Raw genomic sequence first — 19,477 nt, 5'->3', positions numbered from 1 at the left:
AAAACTCGTTGGGATCAAACCTTCAAATAAAAACGTGCTAATTCTTGCGATGTCCAGTATCCCCTTCCAACAGGGCTCTTTTAGACGCAGATAAGGCAAACAAATATTGAAGCAAAAGCGACAAAAAGACCAGCGTCACCGGAGACAAGAACACACCACCGCGCGCAAAGCCTTGGGTGAAAAGCATAATCAAGGTCGCAAAAATAGAATATGCGAAAGCAGCCTCGTCACCTGAAACCAAATCGCGTCTTACCACTTTTACCAAACTGGCGGACAGAATGAGGAAAGTCGGAATTAATCCATATACGAAGACCACGCCGAAAATTCCGATATCGGATGGGTAGAAATAACCGAGAACACTTTCGATTCCACCACTCCAGTCGTTTGCGATTTTTCCATTCCCAAAAAAGGGATTTTCCCAAATGAAGGTCTTTGCGATGTCGAATTCTGCAGCGCGGATATCTGTACCCGCATCTCCAAGCGCCGATCCCTCTGACAAGAGCAAGAAAGCATAATAAAAGTCCCTATAAATACCGCTTTCCGTGCCAGGACCTATCAACAGCAATAATAGAAAAACAAAAGCGGCAAGATACAGAATCAATATCAAAGCCAATGAAAATTTTCTCCACCCAAAAATAAAATACAAAGAAACAAAAAACGATAAAGCCAAAGAAAATATCGTTGTCACTTTCCCATTTACAGCAAATATAAAGAAAGCCATCAAAAATGCTAAAATTAAGTATGCGTATTTTTTCTTGAAGAAAATATACCACAAAGACAGGAATAATCCGATACACGCAATAGCTGGATCGAAACTGTAGACACCTTGTCCTCGCGCCACAAGCGGATACTTTTCGACAAAAATTTTGCCATCAATAAAAAGATACATCGGCAACTGAATTAAAATTACTGACAAAATCCAAAATAAAATCGATTTCTTTATGGCGTTGAGAGTGAAAAACCCCTGCTTTAACAATATCACTGTAATGATGCTGGAAATCGCCGGAAGAGTAACAACAGCCTGCGTCTGCAGACCCAACATCAAGGGCTGCCCAAAAACCATGAACGCCTTCACAGGGGAAGCCACGGTCATGACCGCGATCGTGATTGTCCAAAAAAGCTCGTGCGAATAGTCGCCGCGCTTCAATCCTTTGACCAAAAACCTGAAAATAAAAAACACGATAAACCCGACAATCAGCATGGGTTGAGCGATTGTCAAATATGGCACAGGAAGCTGCAAAATCTGGTTGAGGCTTATCCCGACAAAAATGAAAGCAAGAATATTTCGCACATTCATAAGAAAAGCTTACTTGAAAACGTCAGGAAGCGTGGCGAGGTTGCTTAACATATATTGCTCTTCCTTTGACGTTAGCTGTTTTGAAACGGCCTTTGATATGGGTGAGGAATTTTTCGCTTTCCACGGTTCGTTGCTTGTAATAAGCGATCCCGAAAATTTTTCTGGCGTCAGCATTGCCTCTTGAAACGGCAAGCCCAGGAAATGGCAAAGACGCTCGGTCTCGACTTGGGGATTGGAGGTCAAATTATCATAATTTACGAAAAAATGATTTTCCAAACCGACGTATTCAAGGCTTCGGGCAATATCGTCGTTCCAGCGCTGCACCGCATATTCGATTGAAAAGTCTTTTGCAGGCAACGACTTGAAAAACCGATATTTTTCCCACTGGGCCCTGCGTCCACGCGTCGCCAGCATAAATGAGCGGACCGCATCCGCGCCATTTCGGATGACGTGAATAAACTGCGCGGAGGGAATGACGCGCTCTATTTCATCAATATGACGCAAATGGGCAGGCGTCTTTTCGATCCAGTAAGACGCATCATATTCCTCGCATAGCGCCTCCATAGTGTGAACCAGGGGAGCCTCGTACCCACCATTTTCCAATGCAGAGTTGGCCGCATCGGCCAAGTCCATTCTGTTGATACTTTTCAGAAAGCCGTTCCAATGCGAGCGAGCCAAGCTCTTTTGGCGAAACAGAAGCCGCTTCAACCGACTTCTGGGGCGCGCGCGCATGAAATACATGGTCTCGGGAAGAGTAAATACGTTCGTATTCGCCCATAATATGGACTGGACAAGTGTTGTCCCTGACCTGGGAAATCCAACAATAAAAACTGGTTTAGGTTTCACGTCGTCCCTCTCTCAATTACGAGCGCGTCAAAAGTTGGGTGTAAACATTCCGCGTTAATATTCCCACAGCATCCCACCCATATTGGTCGCGGGCTTTTTCCAAAGCCGCCTCTCCGCATTGGCTTAAGATTTGATCCGAACCAAATGCCCGCCGAATGGCCTCTGCAAGCGATTCCACGTCCTCTGTCTTGAACAGGAAGCCGTTCTTGCCATCATCAATCATTTCAACCATGCCGGGCAAGTCGGATGCTATGACAGGCTTTCCACGGCTCATGGCTTGAAGAAGCACGCCGCTCTGGTAGATCTTCCGATAAGGCAAACAGACCATATCCGCGGCAGCAAAGAAAAGTGGTATCTCCTCATCGGGAATATAGCGTATCTCAAGACGGCAAATCTCTTCGATGCCCTGCTCCCTTATGATGGAGTGATACCTTGAAAAGTCCGTTTTCCAGGGACGCCCCGCTATAAGAAGGAATAGGTCGCTCAGTTCAGCATTGACCCTGGCCGCGGCCTCAAGAAGCAGATCAAGACCCTTTACGTCCTTTATTTGCCCAAAGAAAAGCACGACCTTCTTGTCCTGAGGAATTTTCAATTCGGCGCGCGCATCACTTTGCTCCCAGCGATCCCCAAGGACATGGAGGTAGTTTCCATGAGGGACAATATTGACCTTGCGCTCGTCTATCGACGTCGTGCTGAGAAATTCACGCTTCGAGCTTTCGTTGTGAACGATATAGGCATCAGCAATTTTGTAGAATATGCGCATAGCGCCAGACAGCTTCGTGCGAACACTGAAACTCTCGATGTCGTGAACAGTCACCAGAATGCGAAAACCTGCAATCCGGGCTGCCATCAGCATCATCGCTTCCAGCCCGCCAACGCCAAAGAAATGATAGTGTACTAATTTGCTCTTGGCCGCATGCGCATCAGCGAGTGAATAGATAAGCCCTTTTGCAAAGAGCATTAACCTCATGAATTTTGACAGGGATTTGTCGTATACCTTATCAAAATAACGAATAATCCTGTGGCCTTCATAGTCGACCGTCTGTTCACACGTATATAAAGCCGCATCAACACCAGCATTGCGCAATCCAGACAGCAAACCAAAGTCATAGTGGTCCATGCCGCCATGTCCGCCGACCGGCTCTATGATGGCAACGGGCGATTCTACGAGAATGAATTCGCCTTGAGAGCTTTTTTTCTCATCGTTCATAAGCGGAAACCCGGTTTACTAGATGCATAGTTTTAATTTCGATCAATTATAAAATCTTCAGATCAAAGAGAATGATACTATTTTATCCGGCGACCCTTACGACGGTCCTTCAGTATGATTTCCATACTACTGTAAATATCAGTTCTAAAACCAAGATTTACATAGCATAGATAGTACATGATAATCTTTCTCAAGATTGTCGTAATGAGAACAGCTGCGGCTATTCCTTCAATTCCGTACATAAGACTGAACACATAAATCAAAATCACCGCCAGCGTGGTGGTCACAACACCGACGCGCATCGTGTATTTTTCGAAACCACACATATTCAGAATGACTTCAGGTGCGCCGACAGCTGCGTTAACAAGGCTGGAGAGAACGAGCAGGCTAAGCGTTTGATAGCCTTCAGAATAAGCTGGGCCTAACAAAGACAGAATCGTTTTACCGCCCAAAAAGAGGACTGCAACAACGACCACCGTGGGCCAAAAAACGACCGCAGTCGCCCGCGCAGTCGTCGCACGGACCTCTTCTTTTTTCCCAGTATGGAAGTTGCCGGAAACTTCTGGAGCAAACACGACATTCATGCTTTGGGCAAAGAACGATGCCATTAATGCCAAACGGTTAGCACTGAAGTAAATCGCTGCTGCGTGGGGTCCGAGAAACAGCCCGACCAAAGCCGCGTCCATGCTCGTCAATGATTGTGCTGCCACCGAAGAAACCAGGAATGGTACCCGACTTTTCTTCCAGGCTGGATCAGACAACGCTTCGCGCCCAGAGATCATGCTACCTATAAAACTCGGAACACCCAGATACTTCTGCATCACGATGCCCTGCCCCACGATGAGTATCACCAGAACGGCAAACAAGGCGACCAGCGCAACCCAAAGCGGAATTGCCTCGCCAAGAACAAAGAACACCGGCACAACCAGCATCAGACTGAAAAGTCTCCACAATATATCCTTCGGCATGATCGCCAGAAATAGAGACTTGTACGAGCGTGCCAGGTGCGCCTGCATATCAATGATACCTGTCAGCGGCACAATCAGAAGGCCGAAAGCGATCAGTGAGGCATTTTCGACCTTGCCCATTTGTTGACCAATCACCACAGCCAACACCAAAATAAGGTAAACTAGAAAATTGCCGATCAGTGCCAATCGGAACGCGTTGGCGATCAGCGCCGTAGGTGGTTGTCCTGGATTTTTCTCAAGTTCAAGCGGCACAAAGCGCAAAAGCGCCATGCGCTGGCCGACACAACCGACAACGGAAAAAAACAGGCTCCCCGACATGATCGTGCCGACCACACCGAAGTCCTTAACATCCATGATGCGGGCCATGATGACGACGAAAACATAGGTCATGCCTGCCGCGGTCACACGCAGAAGGAAGCTTTTTCCCGCCAATTTTCCGATACCGCCACCCTTGGCCATGTCAGTTATCCAATACGCTTTCGCGCCCATGAAAGAAGGTTTTTCACGCGCCTCAGATTCAGTGCCAGTGCAAGTGCCATCTTGAGCGGCAGGAGCCCCCACCAGAGCAAGATGCCGAATGGATTGCTCTTCAGTCCGGATTTTTCATAGCCGTGCGCCTCAAGGAGTGCGCCGGCTTCTTTCTCGCAGATGGCGATTTCGGCAGCGCTCAAGCCGCCCGCTGCCCAGGTGCCGACGCGAGAGGCATCGACGCCGGAGGCACCGGTTTCGTCCTTGCGGTCCGATGAACCAACGCGGGCGACATTGAGCATCTCCGGCTCAAAGGCAACACCGGTATGCGTGCAAAGCCTTTGCACCACACCTTGCGGATCAGCCGTGATATCCTCGAAGCGGATGACGAGGACACGCGGATCGCTGGCTGCCGCGTCACCGGCGCGCACGGCCTGACGCCAGATGCGCGTGGTGACAACGGGATGATAATTGGCCCAGGATCGAATGGCCTCGAAGATCGGAATATTCGCACCCAGAAAGCGCCTGCGCCATTTACCCTTTTGCGAAAGGCACACATCGCGCGGATCGCGCACCATGCAGACGATTTTGGCATCTGCGTAGGCCGCCAGAATATCGGTAATGTAAAAGACATTGCGTGGCGTCTGATCAATCGGAATGTCTTTGCCGGCACGCTTTGCCTCGGCAAACCGGACCGCTTCGAAAAGCTGCGCTGCCGTAACGGAGGGCCAGTCTTCAACGCTAGACAGGGCAGCCTCCGCATCGGCGCGGTAGGCCTCGCCGGCGGTCCCGTAGAAATACCCGTCGCGGATGACGGAGATAAGCCGTGCGGCAAGCTCGAGAGCCCGTTCCCTGGCAAGCGCCTGTCCGGAGGAAAATTCCTCACCGCTGATCATCTGCTCAATGAAATGAAGCTCCCTGAGATCCTGAACCCGGCTGTTGCGGCCCAGAATGCGGGCCACCATGGTGGTTCCGCTGCGGCTGTTGCCGACGACAAAGATTTGTCCGCTCATGTGCTCTGCACCGTCATTCTTCATCGCGCGAGTGAACGAAGATAGACGCCGTAATCGCCCTTGCCGGCGTTTGCAGCGATCTTGGCGAATTCATCCTTCGAGATAAAGCCTCTGGACAGCGCAATCTCTTCCGGGCAGGCAAGCTTGAAACCCTGGCGCTTTTCCAGCGTGCGCACGAACTCGCCTGCTTCCAGCAGGCTTTCGGGCGTTCCCGTGTCCAGCCAGGCATAACCGCGGCCCATGACGGAAACCTTCAATCGGCCGCGATCGAGATAGTGCTGGTTCACGTCGGTGATTTCATACTCGCCACGGCCGGAGGGTTTGAGATCAGCGACGATGTTGACGACCTCTTCATCGTAGAAATAAAGACCGGTCACAGCCCAGTTGGATTTCGGCTTGGCGGGCTTTTCCTCAATCGAGATAGCCTTCATGTTGTCGTCGAAATCGACAACGCCATAACGTTCCGGGTCGGTAACGTGATAGGCGAAAACAGTGGCCCCATGCGACACATCCTGCGCATCCTGCAAAAGCTCGGGCAAACCGTGGCCGTAATAGATATTGTCGCCAAGGATGAGGCAGGAGGGCGAACCCGCCACGAAATCGGCACCGATCATATAGGCCTGGGCAAGCCCGTCCGGGCTCGGCTGCACCTCGTAGCTGAGCGAAAGTCCCCACTGCGACCCGTCGCCCAGAAGCTTCTGGAACATCGGCATGTCATGGGGCGTTGAAATGATCAGAATCTCGCGAATGCCCGCGAGCATCAGCGTCGTCAGCGGATAATAGATCATCGGCTTGTCATAAACCGGAATGATCTGCTTGCTGATTGCAATCGTCATCGGATGAAGGCGCGTGCCGCTGCCACCCGCGAGAATAATGCCCTTCATGAAATCACTCCAGCTTCTTTGAAAAGAGTCTCTACCACCTGACGCGTGGATGTGCGCCAGTCTGGCATCGTAATCCCGAATGTGTCGCGCAGCTTCGTACAATCGAGCCGCGAATTGGCCGGGCGCTTGGCCGGCGTCGGATATTGCGACGTGGCAATATCGTTCACCAGCATCGATTTTCCGGTTTTTTCTGCACGCAATTCGAAAATGTAACGCGCAAAGCCCGCCCAGCTTGTTTCGCCCGAACCCGCAAGATGGAAAATGCCGCGCAAATCCGCCGCATCGCTTTCCACCATCTGTCCGGCTGCTGCCACGAGCGCGGTTGCAATATCGTGCGCACTTGTCGGGCAACCGACCTGATCGGCCACGACATTCAGTTCATCGCGCGTGTCAGCCAGCCGCAGCATCGTTTTGACGAAATTATTGCCATAGACCGAATAGACCCAAGCGGTGCGGAAGATTGCGAAATTGGCAGTTGCCGCGGCGATCGCCTGCTCGCCCTCCAGCTTGGATTGACCGTAGACCGAGGTTGGGCCGGTCTCGTCTGTCTCGACATAAGGCGCGTCTTTGGTGCCAGCAAAAACATAGTCGGTGGAAAGATGAAGAACGGGAAGTCCAAGCTTGTTTGCTGCGGCAGCAACGGCGCCCGCACCATCCCGATTGACCGCAAAGGCCATATCGCTTTCGCTTTCGGCCTTGTCCACTGCTGTATAGGCTGCTGCGGAAATGACCGCATCGGCCTGAACATCCTGCAAAGCCAAAGCGACACTTGCCGCATCCGCAAGATCAAGCTCCGGTCTGCCGATTGCCTCAATTTGAAGATCAGGTCCCGCCAGCGCCTGCAGCGCCCGCGTCACCTGTCCGTTTTTTCCCGTTACCGCCAGACGCACGATCAAGCCTTTTTCAATATGCCGAGACGTTCACCGGAATAAACACCCTCACGCAGCGGCTTCCACCACCAGTCATTGTTCAGATACCATTCGACCGTCTTGCGAATACCGCTATCGAAGTTCTCCTGAGCCTTCCAGCCAAGCTCGGTTTCAAGCTTCGTCGCGTCGATCGCATAGCGCGCATCGTGGCCCGGACGATCCGTGACGTAATTGATCAGGCTCTCATGCGGGGCATTGGCCGGACGCAACTCATCCATGATTGCGCAGACACGTTTGACCACATCGATATTGCGCCGCTCATTGCGCCCGCCGACATTGTATTTCTCGCCAAGCCGACCTTCGCGCACGATCAGCCACAAGGCACGTGCGTGATCTTCCACATACAGCCAGTCGCGAATATTCGCGCCATTGCCGTAAACCGGCAGCGGCTTGCCATCCAGGGCATTGAGGATGACGAGCGGGATCAGCTTTTCGGGAAAATGGTAAGGGCCGTAATTGTTGGAGCAGTTGGAAATGACGGCAGGCAAACCATAGGTGCGCTGCCATGCCGAAACCAGGTGATCGCTAGCAGCCTTTGACGCCGAGTAGGGCGAAGAAGGATCATACGGTGTCGTCTCTTCAAAAAGGCCGTTCTCACCAAGCGAACCGTAAACCTCGTCGGTGGACACATGCAGCATTCGGAAGGCCATCTTGCGTGCCTCTGGCAATTCACTCCAGTAGCGCCGCGCAGCCTCCAGCATGTTGAAAGTGCCGATCACATTGGTGTTGACGAAATCGCCCGCCCCGGTGATCGACCGGTCCACATGGCTTTCAGCGGCCAGATGCATCACATAATCGGGTTGAAAGCTCGAAAACGCCTCAGACATGGCGTTCTGATCACAAATGTCCGCCTTCAAAAAACGATGGTTCGGGCTGTTTTCAATCGGCTTCAGCGAGGCAAGATTGCCTGCATAGGTCAGCTTGTCGACGTTGAGAACCTCAGCCCCGACTTCACTGACAAGATAGCGCACGAGTGCCGACCCGATAAAGCCCGCACCTCCGGTAACCAATACGCGCACTAGACTGTCTCCTGTTCCGCAAAATGGAAATATGTCGGCAGATCGCGCAAAAATGGCTGCTTCTGATCCTTGTCCGACAGCATATGATTGTCCGCTTCCGGCCAGTTGATACCGATTTCAGGATCGTTCCAGCGCAGTCCGCGATCATGTTCTGCGCTATAAGGCGCCGTCACTTTGTAGGATATGATCGTATCGGGAACAATCGTCATGAATCCATGCGCCATACCCGCCGGCAGCCAGAGCTGCATTCCGTTTTCGGCAGAAAGCTCACAGCCAAACCATTTCCCGAATGTCGGCGAACCATGCCGGATGTCGACGGCAACGTCGAAAAGCGCCCCCCGAATACAGCGCACCAGCTTGCCCTGGGCAAACGGTTCCAGTTGGAAATGAAGGCCGCGAACCGTGCCGGGCTCTACGGAAAAGGATTCATTGTCCTGGACAAAGGTGACATCAGCAACATTTTCCCGAAACCAGGCATCTTTGAAAACTTCGCTGAAATAACCCCGACTATCCACAAACCGCGTGGGCGTTATCTGCACCACACCTTCAATATCAGTCTTGACGACAGGCAACGAAGCCTCCAACGGGAGTAATATTTACTTAAAAAATCAAATGAACGTTGTGAAATCATGACAGCAGTCAAACGACTTGCCAAGCCAAACAACAAAACAAGGTTACCGCGGAAGCCGGAAAGATAAAAATGCCGCTCGCCACAGCACTCGCCAGGCAAACCGCGAAAGCTCACACCAAAGCCTTCACAGCCTCTACGATCTCGCCGCGGAACTTCTTTGAATGCGTTCTCAACAAAGGCATTCGGAAGCCGATTTTGGGGTCTTCAGTAGCGCCCTGCTCGATCCAGTATCCGTCCAGGTCGGCATACATGCGCTTGCGCGAGGATCTCTTGCGCACGTTGATCAAATGCGTCTGATTGGACACCGCGAAGATGTCCACAATACCGGTCAGGTCGGCCAGCGCCTGGACTGCTAGCAGCACCGCAAATTTAGGCCGCATACCACCCAAATTTCGCGTGGCGGCCACCATAGCATCTTTGGAGCCTTCCCGGTTCGAGCCCTGAAGGCCGCCTATGATGAGCGCCCGACGACCATCGCCCAGCCAGCTATCCGAAAGAATAAAGGTGATCGCTGACAACAGCACCCATTCTCCACTTTCTTGGTCCAGTTCAGAAAATACAAAACTGAGCGCGCCTTCATGCCTCGATATCGAGGGTATATCGAGGCTCAACCTGTACCGTCGCCCACGCGTCCCACACAGACAGAGGATTGCGACCGCGCCCTCTTTCCAAAGCTGTCGAAGCGCGGTGTCACCGAGACATTTTCTGGCAACCTCATGATGGTCTTTGAGCAAGGCAACACGTTGTGCAAGCCTCAGCCCTGGTGTCAGAAACGGTTTGAGCGGCTTGCTGGCCTCTCTCGGAAATAACCCGAACGGGAGTTGAAGCTCCCCAAGATATTTTCTCAAAAACACGATGTAATCGTAGGTGCCGCTTGGAGAAAAAAGCGATCGCAACGCGAATGACTTTATTTCACTGGGCAGCAGACTCTTTGAAACAGAATTCAAATGCGCCCATAGACTGCGGTATAGGTGAATCTTTCCGTAAAAGTAATTCATTCTGCTGCACACAAAGAACGGATGAAGCTCGCCGATCATGCAAGCCTTTGCCCAATACTGAGTTTACCGAAAAAATCAACCGCCTCAGGCCATTGTTTTCAAGAAGTTTTTTTGTCAACTTAAAGCGGGGGCCCAAACAGGAGCCAATCAAATCGGGCGAAAGTACCTGCGCTTGTGGGCATCCATACAGGTCAGTTCTGGTCGGAATACAAGGCTTCGTCCCAACGCCAAGAATATCCAGTGGTTGGGACTTGGAAATCAAGGCGCAGCAGGCCACCCATGGTATTCGTCTCCGCACCCAAAGCCTCGCCAGGCAGTGTGTCTATAAAGACTTTTCGAGCCAGACCCCTACGACGCCGCCTGCTCATTGGGTTGGCGCAAAAGCTCGCCGATCTGCTGCTTTGCCTGTGGGCGTGCGAAAACGAAGCCCTGGAGCGCATCGCATCCGAGCTTTTGCAGCAGAGCCGCTTGCTCCATTGTCTCCACACCCTCTGCAATGACTTCGATGTTGAGGGTCTTGCCGATTTCGATGATGGATTCGACCAGCTTGGTATTTTCCTTGGAGCGCAACATCGGATAGATAAACTGCCGGTCGATCTTGAGCCGCTTCGGGCTGAGCTTCAAGAGGCTGACGATGGAAGCATGTCCGGTTCCGAAGTCGTCAATTTCGATATCGATGCCCATATCCTTGATCTGCCGGATATTGTCTTCGAGGTTGGCATCCGTCTCGTCGAGGAAGATCGATTCCACCAATTCGAACGTGATGAGCCCCTTGGGCAGGTTCATGGCCAAGAGACTTTCAATGAGCTCGTTATCGGAAATACGTTTTGCAGATACGTTGACCGAGATTTTTGGCACCGTCAAACCGGCACGTTTCCACGCTTCAATATCTGCCACAGCGCAATCCAGCACGGCCATGTCGATGAGGTCGACAGCACCCAGCTCCTCCGCCACCGGCAGGAATTCGCCGGGTCCAATCACGCCTTGAACCGGGTGGCTCCAGCGCACCAGAGCCTCGAGCCCGATAATTTTCCGAGTCCTGGCATCGAACTGAGGTTGATAATAGGCAATGAATTCCTTGTTTTCGATCCCCCTGAGAAGATCCTCCGACAAACGCGTCCGTGCCTCCAGATAGGACCTGAGTTCCTCGTCGAAGAATTCATATCTGTTGCGACCGCGTGATTTGGCGCGGTAAAGGGCGGCATCCGAATTGATCAGGAGGTTTTCGGCACGAGCCGACTCGGCGCCTTCCACAACGATCCCCACACACGCTCCGAAGCGGCACAATTTTCCGTCGTAGGGAACAGGTTGGCAAATATCCTCGATCAAGGTTGCTGCGAAAGCCGAGAGGCTTTCCACGTCATTGTCGATCGTACGGACAATGATGAATTCGTCCCCGCCCACGCGCGCAACAAAATCGTCCGAGTTGGCGCTGTCGACCAAGAGCTTTGCCACATGCATGAGCATCGCGTCGCCCGCCACATGCCCCATGCTGTCATTGATCTGCTTGAAAAGGTCGAGGTCAATATGGAGAACGGCAATGGAACCGCCGTTTTCGCCAAGATTGGAGCAGTATTGAGCCAGAATGTCGTCGAGATAGCGGCGATTTGGAAGACCCGTCAACCAGTCATGCAGGGCGCTCACCTCCAGTCGGCTCTTGGCCTCCAGCAGTTCGGCATTGCGGGCCTCGGCCAACTCTTTCGCACCTTCAGCCTCATCCTTTGCCGCAACCAGCTGGTGCAACGTTTCCTTGTGCCTGCTGACTTCGCGCATCAGCTCAGATTGGTTGTCGACAATTTCCGAATAATAACTCGCCATCAGAAAGGCGTAGGTGGTCGAACAAAACGCCGATAGGAGTCCGGCGATCGTCATATCCTGCATCGGAATATGCTGCGGAAGATTGTCTCCGTTGAGCAGCGAAGCCAGACTGAAGCTTCCCAGTCCGAGAACGATCTGTGCGAAAACCTGCAGCTGCGCCTTCGGGCCACCGCCCAAATAGAAAAATGCCAGAAGCGGAATCAGAATGTACCAGAGCAGGAAGGGTGAGCTCACGGCTCCGTAATTATAGGCGCCCCAAAGAACCACAAAGTTCAGGTTGAGGATCGAGACGATACACAGTGTCACATAGCGCTTCGGCCAGCGACGCAGAAGAAACGGAAACAGCCAGAACGCCAGGATCGACGCTGCCAGCATGTGAACGTGCGGAAACGGATTTGGGTCCGCATACATCAGCAAAAAGGGGATGGGCAGGCTCAAGACCGGACCAAAGATGTGGCTGAGAACAAAAATGCGGACGCGCTTTCGCTCGTCAAGCTCGGTCCATTGCGCCGGCGCGGCAAAAAAGTCGATGAATCGGTCGACCATCTTCAGCGCCATGACAATGTAACCCGTTCTTCGCATGTCTTGCTTCATCCCACATCCTTCTGCGGCTTGACCCAAGCGCTTCTAGAGCATTTCCTGCCGAGGCGCGCATGCTTCGGCGTTGGACAATGCGGCAAACACAAATAGATAGAGCGATTTCGGTGATTCTGCTTTCACCGGAAGCGCTTCTTGCGCCGCTTTTAGGCGGCGCTTGAGCGGCGGTTTTCCACTTTCATACGGGATGCTGCTTGCTTCAGGTCCCCGGGCGTGTAGGTCATATCCATGCAGGTGCGGAAGGCGGTGACAATCGTCTCGATATCGCGATCGGTATGTTGCGCCATGACCTGCAGGCGGAAGCGGGTCTGGCCGAGCGGTACAGCCGGATATTCAACCAGATTGGCGATCGCGCCGATGGCTGACATCTCTTTCGAAATAATACGGCCTCTCGCTTCGTCGCCCACATGAACGGGCACGATGGGGGATGCAACACCGAGCACTTCATAACCGGCACGCGACAGGTCGGTGCGCAGCTTGAGAATGTTCGACAAGAGCGCACGGCGCAGGGTCTTGCCCTCTTGCGAGCGAATGATCTCCACAGCTGTCAATACAGCGGCTGCTTGTGCCGGCGACATCGCGTTGGAGAAGGTTGTGGTGGCGCTGTAGTAGCGCAGATATTCCGCTGCTGCTCGGGTTTTGACCGACACGAAACCGCCGTTCGAGGCAAAGGATTTCGAGAAACTGCCGATAATGATGTCAGCACCGTCAAGCATGTCCTGCGTTTCAAGTTGGCCCAGTCCGTTTTCACCCATGCAGCCGAGATCGTGGGCGCAATCGACCAGAAGCATGGCTGAATAGCGGTCGCACAACTCTCTCAGGCCCTTCAGGTCAGGCGTGTTCGAATGCATGGAAAACAGCGATTCCGTCACGACAAGGATGGCGTTCTTGCTGTCCTGCTGCCGGATGCGCTGGAGCTTGCTCTTGACCGATCGCAGATCAAGGTGCCGGTTGAATTGAATATTGCCCGTTGCGGCCTTTGCCCCTTCCTGCAAGCAGGAATGCGACAGGATATCCATGACGATGTGATCCTTCGGCCTGACCAGACCCTGGATTGCACCATAGCCTGCAGCCCAGCCGGTGGGATAAAGAACAATTTCGCGGCCGCCCACAAATTCGCTGAGGCTCTGCTCAAGTTCACGCGACAGCGCTGTGTTGCCAAGAAGTGCAGCAGAACCTGCGCTGTGGACGCCAAACTTGCCGATTGCATCCACGGCAGCCTGCTTGACCTTGGGGTGTGATGCAAGCGACATATAGTCTTGAGAACCGAAATTGACGCCCGACAGTCGCTCGTTTGCATCCGAGAGCGCTTCGCAATTCGCCGCCGGCGGGCTGGAAATCGTGCGCGCATAGGGCCAGACCGTTTGCTGGCGACGCTCCTGCTGCCAGTCATAGAAAGCATCGGTCCGGGCGATGAGGTCAATACCGTTTGGCACCCTGTAGTCTTTCAGGCTGCCAGTAAGTGCTTCTTTGCTGATAAATGTGTTTTTACGCATAAAAAAATCTCCTTACAACTCAAACACGCTGCAAGAGATCTCTAAACATAACCGTAATACGGGTGGTTTAATTATCCATATCAAAGATGGTTAAAACTTAATTAACAAGGTTTGAAGGGTCAAATTTATCATTAACAAAAAATTACAATTTTCACATGTTTGGAAAGTTACTGTAGAAATGTAGTGATCTGCGAGGCGACGGCTGCGCTCGTTTCTGATGACGGGACAACGCATGAGTTTCACCACCTTGCGCGTCAACGGGGATCCCCAATCACGGATCGCGACTTCGATCACATGACTGAGGATCGCAAGCTCACGGACGATAGTAGCAGGCGCGACCTGCGTTCCATGTTGGCCTATCAGGACGCCTTTGTTTGAATACTACCAAGAAGGCACCATTGCGAGATTGTCGCGTCAATTTCCCTTCATGAGGCTGAGGACATCCGCATGAATCATATCCCACTTGGCGACTGAGAATTCCTCAGGCATTACCGAGCTGATCCAAGCGATTGCTCCTTCGACGGTGTCGAAGCACTTCGCCGGCACCCCAAACAGTTTTTCCGCATCCATTCGGCTCACCTTGTCAAGTTGATCGGCCGGGACGACCGTCGCCATACCCTTTACGAGTGTCTTTATCCGCGCGCTGTTGGACTGGAGCCAGGCTTTTGCTTCCCGACCTCCACCATCGGGGCGCCGCAGAGATTCGGAATCGGTGAAAACGCGGAGTGTCACGAACGGGTCGCCACGGTCTAACCATGCTGCCCAGTCGGCGAGGAAGGCGGCATTTTCCTCGCTCGTCATGGCCCCCTTCGCGACATTCACAACAAGAGGCCAATGGTTCAGATCAGTCTTCATCATTTGCTTCATTTCTCCTTTTGGCTGGTATTCGAGCCGGAAGAGCGAGTCTCGAGCAGCGTCGCCGCACCTCCGATCAACAGCAGAAGTTTCTTTCGCCACCAGTCCTTTGGGTTACCCTCGATCACGGCACCCATTACGCGGACATGCGCCGCGGTTTGATCATCTGCACCGCTCTGCCACGAGGCCTTAAGGCGTTCGGCAATTGTGCCATCGGCATCCTCACGACGCAGACGCTCCCACATCGACGCACTGTCGCTGGTCATGTCCATGACGCTGTCCATGATCAGTGCGGCGTCTTCAGTATCAAACCCCTCGGCCTCGAGATAACGACAGGCTCGCGAGAAGGCGCGAATACCTGCCGGCGGCGTTTTGTCCATGTTGCGCATGGCCGCGGCCAGGCCGGGATTGCAGTTGTAAAGCTCCCATACCGCCTCCGCGGCGGCATGAATGTAATCACGCCAATCGTCCGTTTCTCGCTCCCAGTCGAGCGTCGCGATTGCGCGGTCTGCCGCTGCGAAGACGATATCATCTCGGCCTTTGACGTGACGGTAGAGTGAGGAATGATCGACGCCGAGGCGCCCGGCGATGGTCTTCACCGTCGCCGCGTGCAATCCAATTTCCAGCGCAGCATCAGCGATATCCTCGCGCGAAATTCGAGCTGGCCGCCCAACCGACCGGGATCGTTCACGCCCCATCGTCATCGCATTCGTTCTTTTTCGGTTTTTGCCCGATCCGCCAGTTTTCGGCTGCGGTCCAATGCCGCCACAATCCAGCATACAGGCCGTCCGTGTTGACCAGATCGTCGTGAACACCCCGCTCAACAACCTTGCCGCCATCGAGCACCAGAATTTCATCGGCGGCTCGAACCGTTGAGAGCTTGTGGGCGACGACGATCAGGGTCTTTTCTGCGACAAGGGCGGCAAGCGCTGCCTGCAAAGCTCTCTCATTGGTCGGATCGATAGCAGCCGTTGCCTCGTCCAAGAGGACGATGGGCGCGTCCTTCAGGATGGCCCGCGCGATGGAAATGCGCTGGCGTTCACCCCCCGATAGCGATGCCCCCCCCTTCGCCGACACGGGTCTGATACGCATGCGGCAAGTCCATGATGAAGTCATGGGCCTGGGCCGCACGCGTCGCCGCTTCGACCGCATCGGCGGAAGCCCCAGGACGACCAAACGCGATATTATCGAAGATCGTGCCCGAGAAGAGATAGACGTCCTGGAAAACGACGGTGATGAGACTTGCCAGTCGCTCTGCCGACATCTGCCTGATATCGACACCGCCGATCGTGATTGCACCGCCGGCAATATCCCAGAAACGTGGGATGAGGTTCAATGCCGTGCTCTTGCCGGCCCCCGATGGCCCGACAATCGCCGTCATCGTGCGCTCGGGTGCAGTGAATGACAGCGATTCGATGACGATCTCATCGCCATATCCGAAGCGAACATCGTTGAACGCGATATCGAAGCCCTGCGGCTCTTTGGGCGTCGAAGGTTCGGGCAGTGGCTGTGCCGTCAAAATCCGGTCCATACGCGTCAGTGATGCGTCGGCCATGCGGGTGTTTTCCATCACCGCGATCAGGCCGAGGAGCGGGCTGTAAGTGGCGTAGATCAGCATGCAGGCGGTGATCGCGGTCGCCGTGTCGATCTCGCCGCCCAGCCACCGCCAGCCGGCGGCAAAAAGGATCAACGGGACGCCAAGCATCAGAAACAGACCAAAACCTACGAGAGGGAAGGTCAACTGCAGCACCATCCGGATCGACAGGTCGCGGAATGTTTCAAGCGCGCTCCTGAAATCCTCCGCCCCCTTGGCCATCCGGTTGAAGGCGCGGATAACAGCGATCCCCTGAACGAATTCGATCATGCGGGCTGCGGCGGCCGCCTGCATGTCCTGACGCCGAATGCCAAGCTTGGCCAGATGCCGGCTGGCCTTGAGATAAACGGGGATCGCAACGATGATCGAGGCGAGAGCAGCCAATGCGATCACCCAATCCTGAAGGGCGAGGAAGATCAGGATCGCGGCAGGCAGCCCCGCCGCTTCGGCGATGCGCGGCAAACCATCCGACATGAAGCTCTCGACCACCTGCATATCGGAGGTCAGCATCGTGACGGTATCGCCGCGATTGCGAGACAAGTGAAATCCCAGTGGCAATTGCCGCAACCGGTCGAGCATGGACAGCCGCAACTGGCCGCCTAGATCGAAGGCGGAAAACCATGTGGATTTCGAGGCCAGATAGCTGAACAGAACTTGCCCGGCGAGAGAGAGTGCGGCCAGCGCCGTGATTTCAAGCGCCCAGCCCATGTCCGGGATGAAGTCGTCGCGCAAACAATCGGTGACGAGCTTGATCGCCGTGCCGAACCCAAGGCCGAGGCAGAAGGATTGGACAAATCGATAAGCAACACCTCTGACGATGTTGCTGCGAACGGGGCCGGCGAGAACCCACAGCCGTTTCAGACTTTGCAGATCGGACCGGATCTCGTTCCCATCCGCCGTTATACCGGTCATTGTGCTTTCAATGTCAGTCATGCTCACCCCTCCGCCTGCGTGACTGGACCACTGCGAAGATCAGATTGGCGTGCTGCAATGAAATCACTCCAAAGCCGGGCATACAGACCGTTGGCGGCCACCAAATCACTGTGCCGCCCCGTCTCCAGAACCCTGCCACCGTCCACGGTTACGATCAGATCAGCATCGCGGATTGTATGGAGGCGGTGCGCCACCACAATCAGCGTTCGGCCTGCTGCAAGCGACTCGATGGCGTCCTGAATGGCCGCCTCGTTGTCCGGGTCGGCGAAGGCCGTCGCTTCGTCGAGCACGATCACAGGTGCGTTTTTCAGGATCGCTCGGGCAATGGCGATACGCTGGCGCTCGCCGCCGGATAGGTTGCGGCCAAGGTCACCAAGCCGCGTGCGATATCCCTCCGGCAACTCGGTGATGAACTCATGGGCGCGCGCCGCCTTTGCCGCGGCTTCGATTTCCGCATCCGTCGCATCGGGCTTTCCAAAGCGGATATTGTTGGCGATCGTATCGGTGAAGAGAACCGTGTCCTGGAAAACGAAAGCAACGGTGTCCATGAGTTGGTCGAGACCCATATTGCACACGTCGACGCCACCGATGGAAATCCTGCCCGAACGAACATCGAAAAAACGGGGGACGAGGCTGGCGATGGTGCTCTTGCCAGCACCAGACGGCCCCACGAGGGCCGTCACCGCACCTTCACGCGCGGTAAAGGAGATATTGTGCAGCACATCGCGCGCGTCATAACCGAAATAAACCGCATCGAACGTCACTGCATGCCCGTCGAGGGCAACGACCTTGCCGCTGTCGTTTTGCGGCGGCATCGCCAGCACGTCAGCAACCAGCATCGACCCCATGCTGATATGAGCCAGTTCATGGAACAGGTTGAAGAGTTTCATCAGCGGGCGGCTGTAGTTGGCACCGAGAATGATGAAGAAAACCACCGTCGCGATCTCGACCTTGCCAAACGCGATAAGGAAAGCACCGACCGGGACAATGAAAAGGATATTGGCGAGTACAAGACTGAACACTGTGCCACCAAGTGGCAGATAGGCGCGCGCCCACTGCTTTTCGACTGCTGCATAGGCGCGCACAGCATCGCTGGCTTCGCGAAAACTTTCACCGGAACGATTGAAGATTTTCACCACCGGCATGCCGGCGATGTACTCAACGATCACCGCATTCATACGTTGACCGGCCGTTTGATAGGCACCTGCAAAGCGCCCGCCGGACTTCATCGCGAACACGAGCAGGAAAAAGGATATCGGGGCGACAAACACAGCCGCGACCGCCATGCGCCAATCGACGGCGAACAGCCAAATGGACACAGAGATCCAGGTGGCCGTCGCGCTGATGCCCTCCGGTATCCCGTGCGCGATGACCAATTCCAGCTTCTCGGGATCGTCGATTATCAGCTTCTTCGCGTCGCCGCTCTTTCGATTTGCGAAATAGCCGAGTGGCAGCCTTGCAAGATGGCGGGAGAGGGCAAGCCTCAGGCGATAGATCGCATCAAAGGCAACCAAATGCGACACCATCGTAGCAGCGCCCATTAACAGATAGCCGAGCACGACCGCTCCAAGAGCAGTCACTACGTAAGTCAGAATTCCCGCCGAAGTCAGATCCCCAGCGATCAATCCACCGATGGAGATTGCAATGACGTATACCGGAACAAGTTCGAGGGCGACGGCGAGAGTGGCGAGCAAAACCGCCAGGAACAACCTAAACCGTTGCACGGTCAGATAAGGCCAAATTAGCTTCAGACTCGCCAGGTAGTCAGGTGCCGCCGACCCACTGTCGTCGGGAGTGGCGGTCTCGGGTTCGGTCTCAATCGCAAAATCCGCTGTGGTCATGATGCAACCTCCAGTCCCTTGCTGCCATGGCGCCTTTTGTTGAGTCTTTTAGTCTACTTATAGGAGTTGCCGGCCATTTG

At 54.1% G+C, this 19,477-nt stretch carries 17 protein-coding genes and 1 pseudogene; all 18 read right to left on the bottom strand.

What is annotated here, in order from left to right:
* Positions 1 to 37 precede the first annotated feature (37 nt).
* The 18 genes and pseudogenes from NHF56_RS01335 to NHF56_RS01250 all read right to left on the bottom strand — a co-directional run bounded on the left by NHF56_RS01335 (position 38) and on the right by NHF56_RS01250 (position 19,397).
* A complete protein-coding gene (locus NHF56_RS01335) occupies positions 38 to 1,297 on the bottom strand; it encodes a hypothetical protein (protein ID WP_252800868.1) in 1,260 nt (419 codons plus the stop codon).
* A 9-nt stretch (positions 1,298 to 1,306) separates the two neighbouring features.
* Positions 1,307 to 2,143 carry a sulfotransferase gene (locus tag NHF56_RS01330; protein ID WP_252800867.1) on the bottom strand — a complete coding sequence of 279 codons (837 nt, stop codon included), beginning with the start codon at positions 2,141 to 2,143 and terminating at the stop codon, positions 1,307 to 1,309.
* Between the two features lie 16 nt (positions 2,144 to 2,159).
* Positions 2,160 to 3,353: a glycosyltransferase family 4 protein gene (locus NHF56_RS01325; RefSeq protein WP_252800866.1), complete on the bottom strand. Its 1,194-nt coding sequence runs from the start codon at positions 3,351 to 3,353 to the stop codon at positions 2,160 to 2,162.
* Between the two features lie 77 nt (positions 3,354 to 3,430).
* Entirely contained in the window at positions 3,431 to 4,780 is a 1,350-nt protein-coding gene (locus tag NHF56_RS01320) for a lipopolysaccharide biosynthesis protein (RefSeq protein ID WP_252800865.1), read from the bottom strand.
* 5 nt (positions 4,781 to 4,785) lie between these two features.
* Positions 4,786 to 5,802 carry a sulfotransferase gene (locus NHF56_RS01315; protein WP_252800864.1) on the bottom strand — a complete coding sequence of 339 codons (1,017 nt, stop codon included), beginning with the start codon at positions 5,800 to 5,802 and terminating at the stop codon, positions 4,786 to 4,788.
* A gap of 20 nt (positions 5,803 to 5,822) precedes the next feature.
* Complete coding sequence (gene rfbA, locus NHF56_RS01310; protein ID WP_252800863.1) at positions 5,823 to 6,686, bottom strand: glucose-1-phosphate thymidylyltransferase RfbA; 864 nt, start codon at positions 6,684 to 6,686, stop codon at positions 5,823 to 5,825.
* Entirely contained in the window at positions 6,683 to 7,576 is an 894-nt protein-coding gene (rfbD, locus tag NHF56_RS01305) for a dTDP-4-dehydrorhamnose reductase (protein WP_252804789.1), read from the bottom strand. The genes rfbA and rfbD overlap by 4 nt, the downstream gene beginning before the upstream one ends.
* 2 nt (positions 7,577 to 7,578) lie before the next feature.
* Positions 7,579 to 8,634: a dTDP-glucose 4,6-dehydratase gene (gene rfbB / locus NHF56_RS01300; protein ID WP_252800862.1), complete on the bottom strand. Its 1,056-nt coding sequence runs from the start codon at positions 8,632 to 8,634 to the stop codon at positions 7,579 to 7,581.
* Positions 8,634 to 9,206, bottom strand: a complete 573-nt coding sequence (gene rfbC, locus NHF56_RS01295; protein ID WP_252800861.1) for a dTDP-4-dehydrorhamnose 3,5-epimerase — start codon at positions 9,204 to 9,206, stop codon at positions 8,634 to 8,636. Before rfbC ends, rfbB begins: the two co-directional genes overlap by 1 nt.
* 169 nt (positions 9,207 to 9,375) lie before the next feature.
* Positions 9,376 to 10,302, bottom strand: a complete 927-nt coding sequence (locus NHF56_RS01290) for a DUF535 family protein (protein ID WP_252800859.1) — start codon at positions 10,300 to 10,302, stop codon at positions 9,376 to 9,378.
* A 309-nt stretch (positions 10,303 to 10,611) separates the two neighbouring features.
* Complete coding sequence (locus tag NHF56_RS01285; RefSeq protein WP_252800857.1) at positions 10,612 to 12,675, bottom strand: bifunctional diguanylate cyclase/phosphodiesterase; 2,064 nt, start codon at positions 12,673 to 12,675, stop codon at positions 10,612 to 10,614.
* Positions 12,676 to 12,824: 149 nt separating this feature from the next.
* On the bottom strand, positions 12,825 to 14,174 hold the full coding sequence (locus NHF56_RS01280; protein ID WP_252800855.1) for a pyridoxal phosphate-dependent aminotransferase family protein: 1,350 nt from the start codon (positions 14,172 to 14,174) through the stop codon (positions 12,825 to 12,827).
* 192 nt (positions 14,175 to 14,366) lie between these two features.
* Positions 14,367 to 14,513: pseudogene (locus NHF56_RS01275) on the bottom strand (site-specific integrase); the annotation flags it as partial.
* 75 nt (positions 14,514 to 14,588) lie between these two features.
* Complete coding sequence (locus NHF56_RS01270; protein WP_252800853.1) at positions 14,589 to 15,032, bottom strand: hypothetical protein; 444 nt, start codon at positions 15,030 to 15,032, stop codon at positions 14,589 to 14,591.
* A gap of 5 nt (positions 15,033 to 15,037) precedes the next feature.
* A complete protein-coding gene (locus tag NHF56_RS01265) occupies positions 15,038 to 15,733 on the bottom strand; it encodes a TetR/AcrR family transcriptional regulator (protein ID WP_252800851.1) in 696 nt (231 codons plus the stop codon).
* Entirely contained in the window at positions 15,717 to 16,121 is a 405-nt protein-coding gene (locus NHF56_RS01260; RefSeq protein WP_252800849.1) for an ATP-binding cassette domain-containing protein, read from the bottom strand. The genes NHF56_RS01265 and NHF56_RS01260 overlap by 17 nt, the downstream gene beginning before the upstream one ends.
* Complete coding sequence (locus tag NHF56_RS01255) at positions 16,069 to 17,556, bottom strand: ABC transporter ATP-binding protein (RefSeq protein ID WP_252800847.1); 1,488 nt, start codon at positions 17,554 to 17,556, stop codon at positions 16,069 to 16,071. Before NHF56_RS01255 ends, NHF56_RS01260 begins: the two co-directional genes overlap by 53 nt.
* Before the next feature lie 2 nt (positions 17,557 to 17,558).
* Positions 17,559 to 19,397: an ABC transporter ATP-binding protein gene (locus NHF56_RS01250; RefSeq protein WP_252800845.1), complete on the bottom strand. Its 1,839-nt coding sequence runs from the start codon at positions 19,395 to 19,397 to the stop codon at positions 17,559 to 17,561.
* Positions 19,398 to 19,477: the final 80 nt, after the last annotated feature.

This window comes from Rhizobium sp. L1K21 (assembly GCF_024055895.1).
GTDB lineage: Bacteria > Pseudomonadota > Alphaproteobacteria > Rhizobiales > Rhizobiaceae > Ensifer_A.
The sequence above is the reverse complement of the archived record's forward strand: the minus strand, read 5'-3'. Positions and strand labels throughout refer to the sequence as shown.

What these genes read in the sequence shown, in the direction of transcription:
- NHF56_RS01280 (WP_252800855.1), bottom strand. Translation starts at nt 14,174, where the DNA reads ATGCGTAAAAACACATTTATCAGCAAAGAAGCACTTACTGGCAGCCTG.
- NHF56_RS01250 (WP_252800845.1), bottom strand. Translation starts at nt 19,397, where the DNA reads ATGACCACAGCGGATTTTGCGATTGAGACCGAACCCGAGACCGCCACT.
- NHF56_RS01265 (WP_252800851.1), bottom strand. Translation starts at nt 15,733, where the DNA reads ATGACGATGGGGCGTGAACGATCCCGGTCGGTTGGGCGGCCAGCTCGA.
- rfbA (WP_252800863.1), bottom strand. Translation starts at nt 6,686, where the DNA reads ATGAAGGGCATTATTCTCGCGGGTGGCAGCGGCACGCGCCTTCATCCG.
- NHF56_RS01325 (WP_252800866.1), bottom strand. Translation starts at nt 3,353, where the DNA reads ATGAACGATGAGAAAAAAAGCTCTCAAGGCGAATTCATTCTCGTAGAA.
- NHF56_RS01315 (WP_252800864.1), bottom strand. Translation starts at nt 5,802, where the DNA reads ATGAGCGGACAAATCTTTGTCGTCGGCAACAGCCGCAGCGGAACCACC.
- NHF56_RS01255 (WP_252800847.1), bottom strand. Translation starts at nt 17,556, where the DNA reads ATGACTGACATTGAAAGCACAATGACCGGTATAACGGCGGATGGGAAC.
- NHF56_RS01260 (WP_252800849.1), bottom strand. Translation starts at nt 16,121, where the DNA reads ATGCGTATCAGACCCGTGTCGGCGAAGGGGGGGGCATCGCTATCGGGG.
- NHF56_RS01270 (WP_252800853.1), bottom strand. Translation starts at nt 15,032, where the DNA reads ATGATGAAGACTGATCTGAACCATTGGCCTCTTGTTGTGAATGTCGCG.
- NHF56_RS01320 (WP_252800865.1), bottom strand. Translation starts at nt 4,780, where the DNA reads ATGGCCAAGGGTGGCGGTATCGGAAAATTGGCGGGAAAAAGCTTCCTT.
- NHF56_RS01285 (WP_252800857.1), bottom strand. Translation starts at nt 12,675, where the DNA reads ATGAAGCAAGACATGCGAAGAACGGGTTACATTGTCATGGCGCTGAAG.
- NHF56_RS01335 (WP_252800868.1), bottom strand. Translation starts at nt 1,297, where the DNA reads ATGAATGTGCGAAATATTCTTGCTTTCATTTTTGTCGGGATAAGCCTC.
- NHF56_RS01290 (WP_252800859.1), bottom strand. Translation starts at nt 10,302, where the DNA reads ATGATCGGCGAGCTTCATCCGTTCTTTGTGTGCAGCAGAATGAATTAC.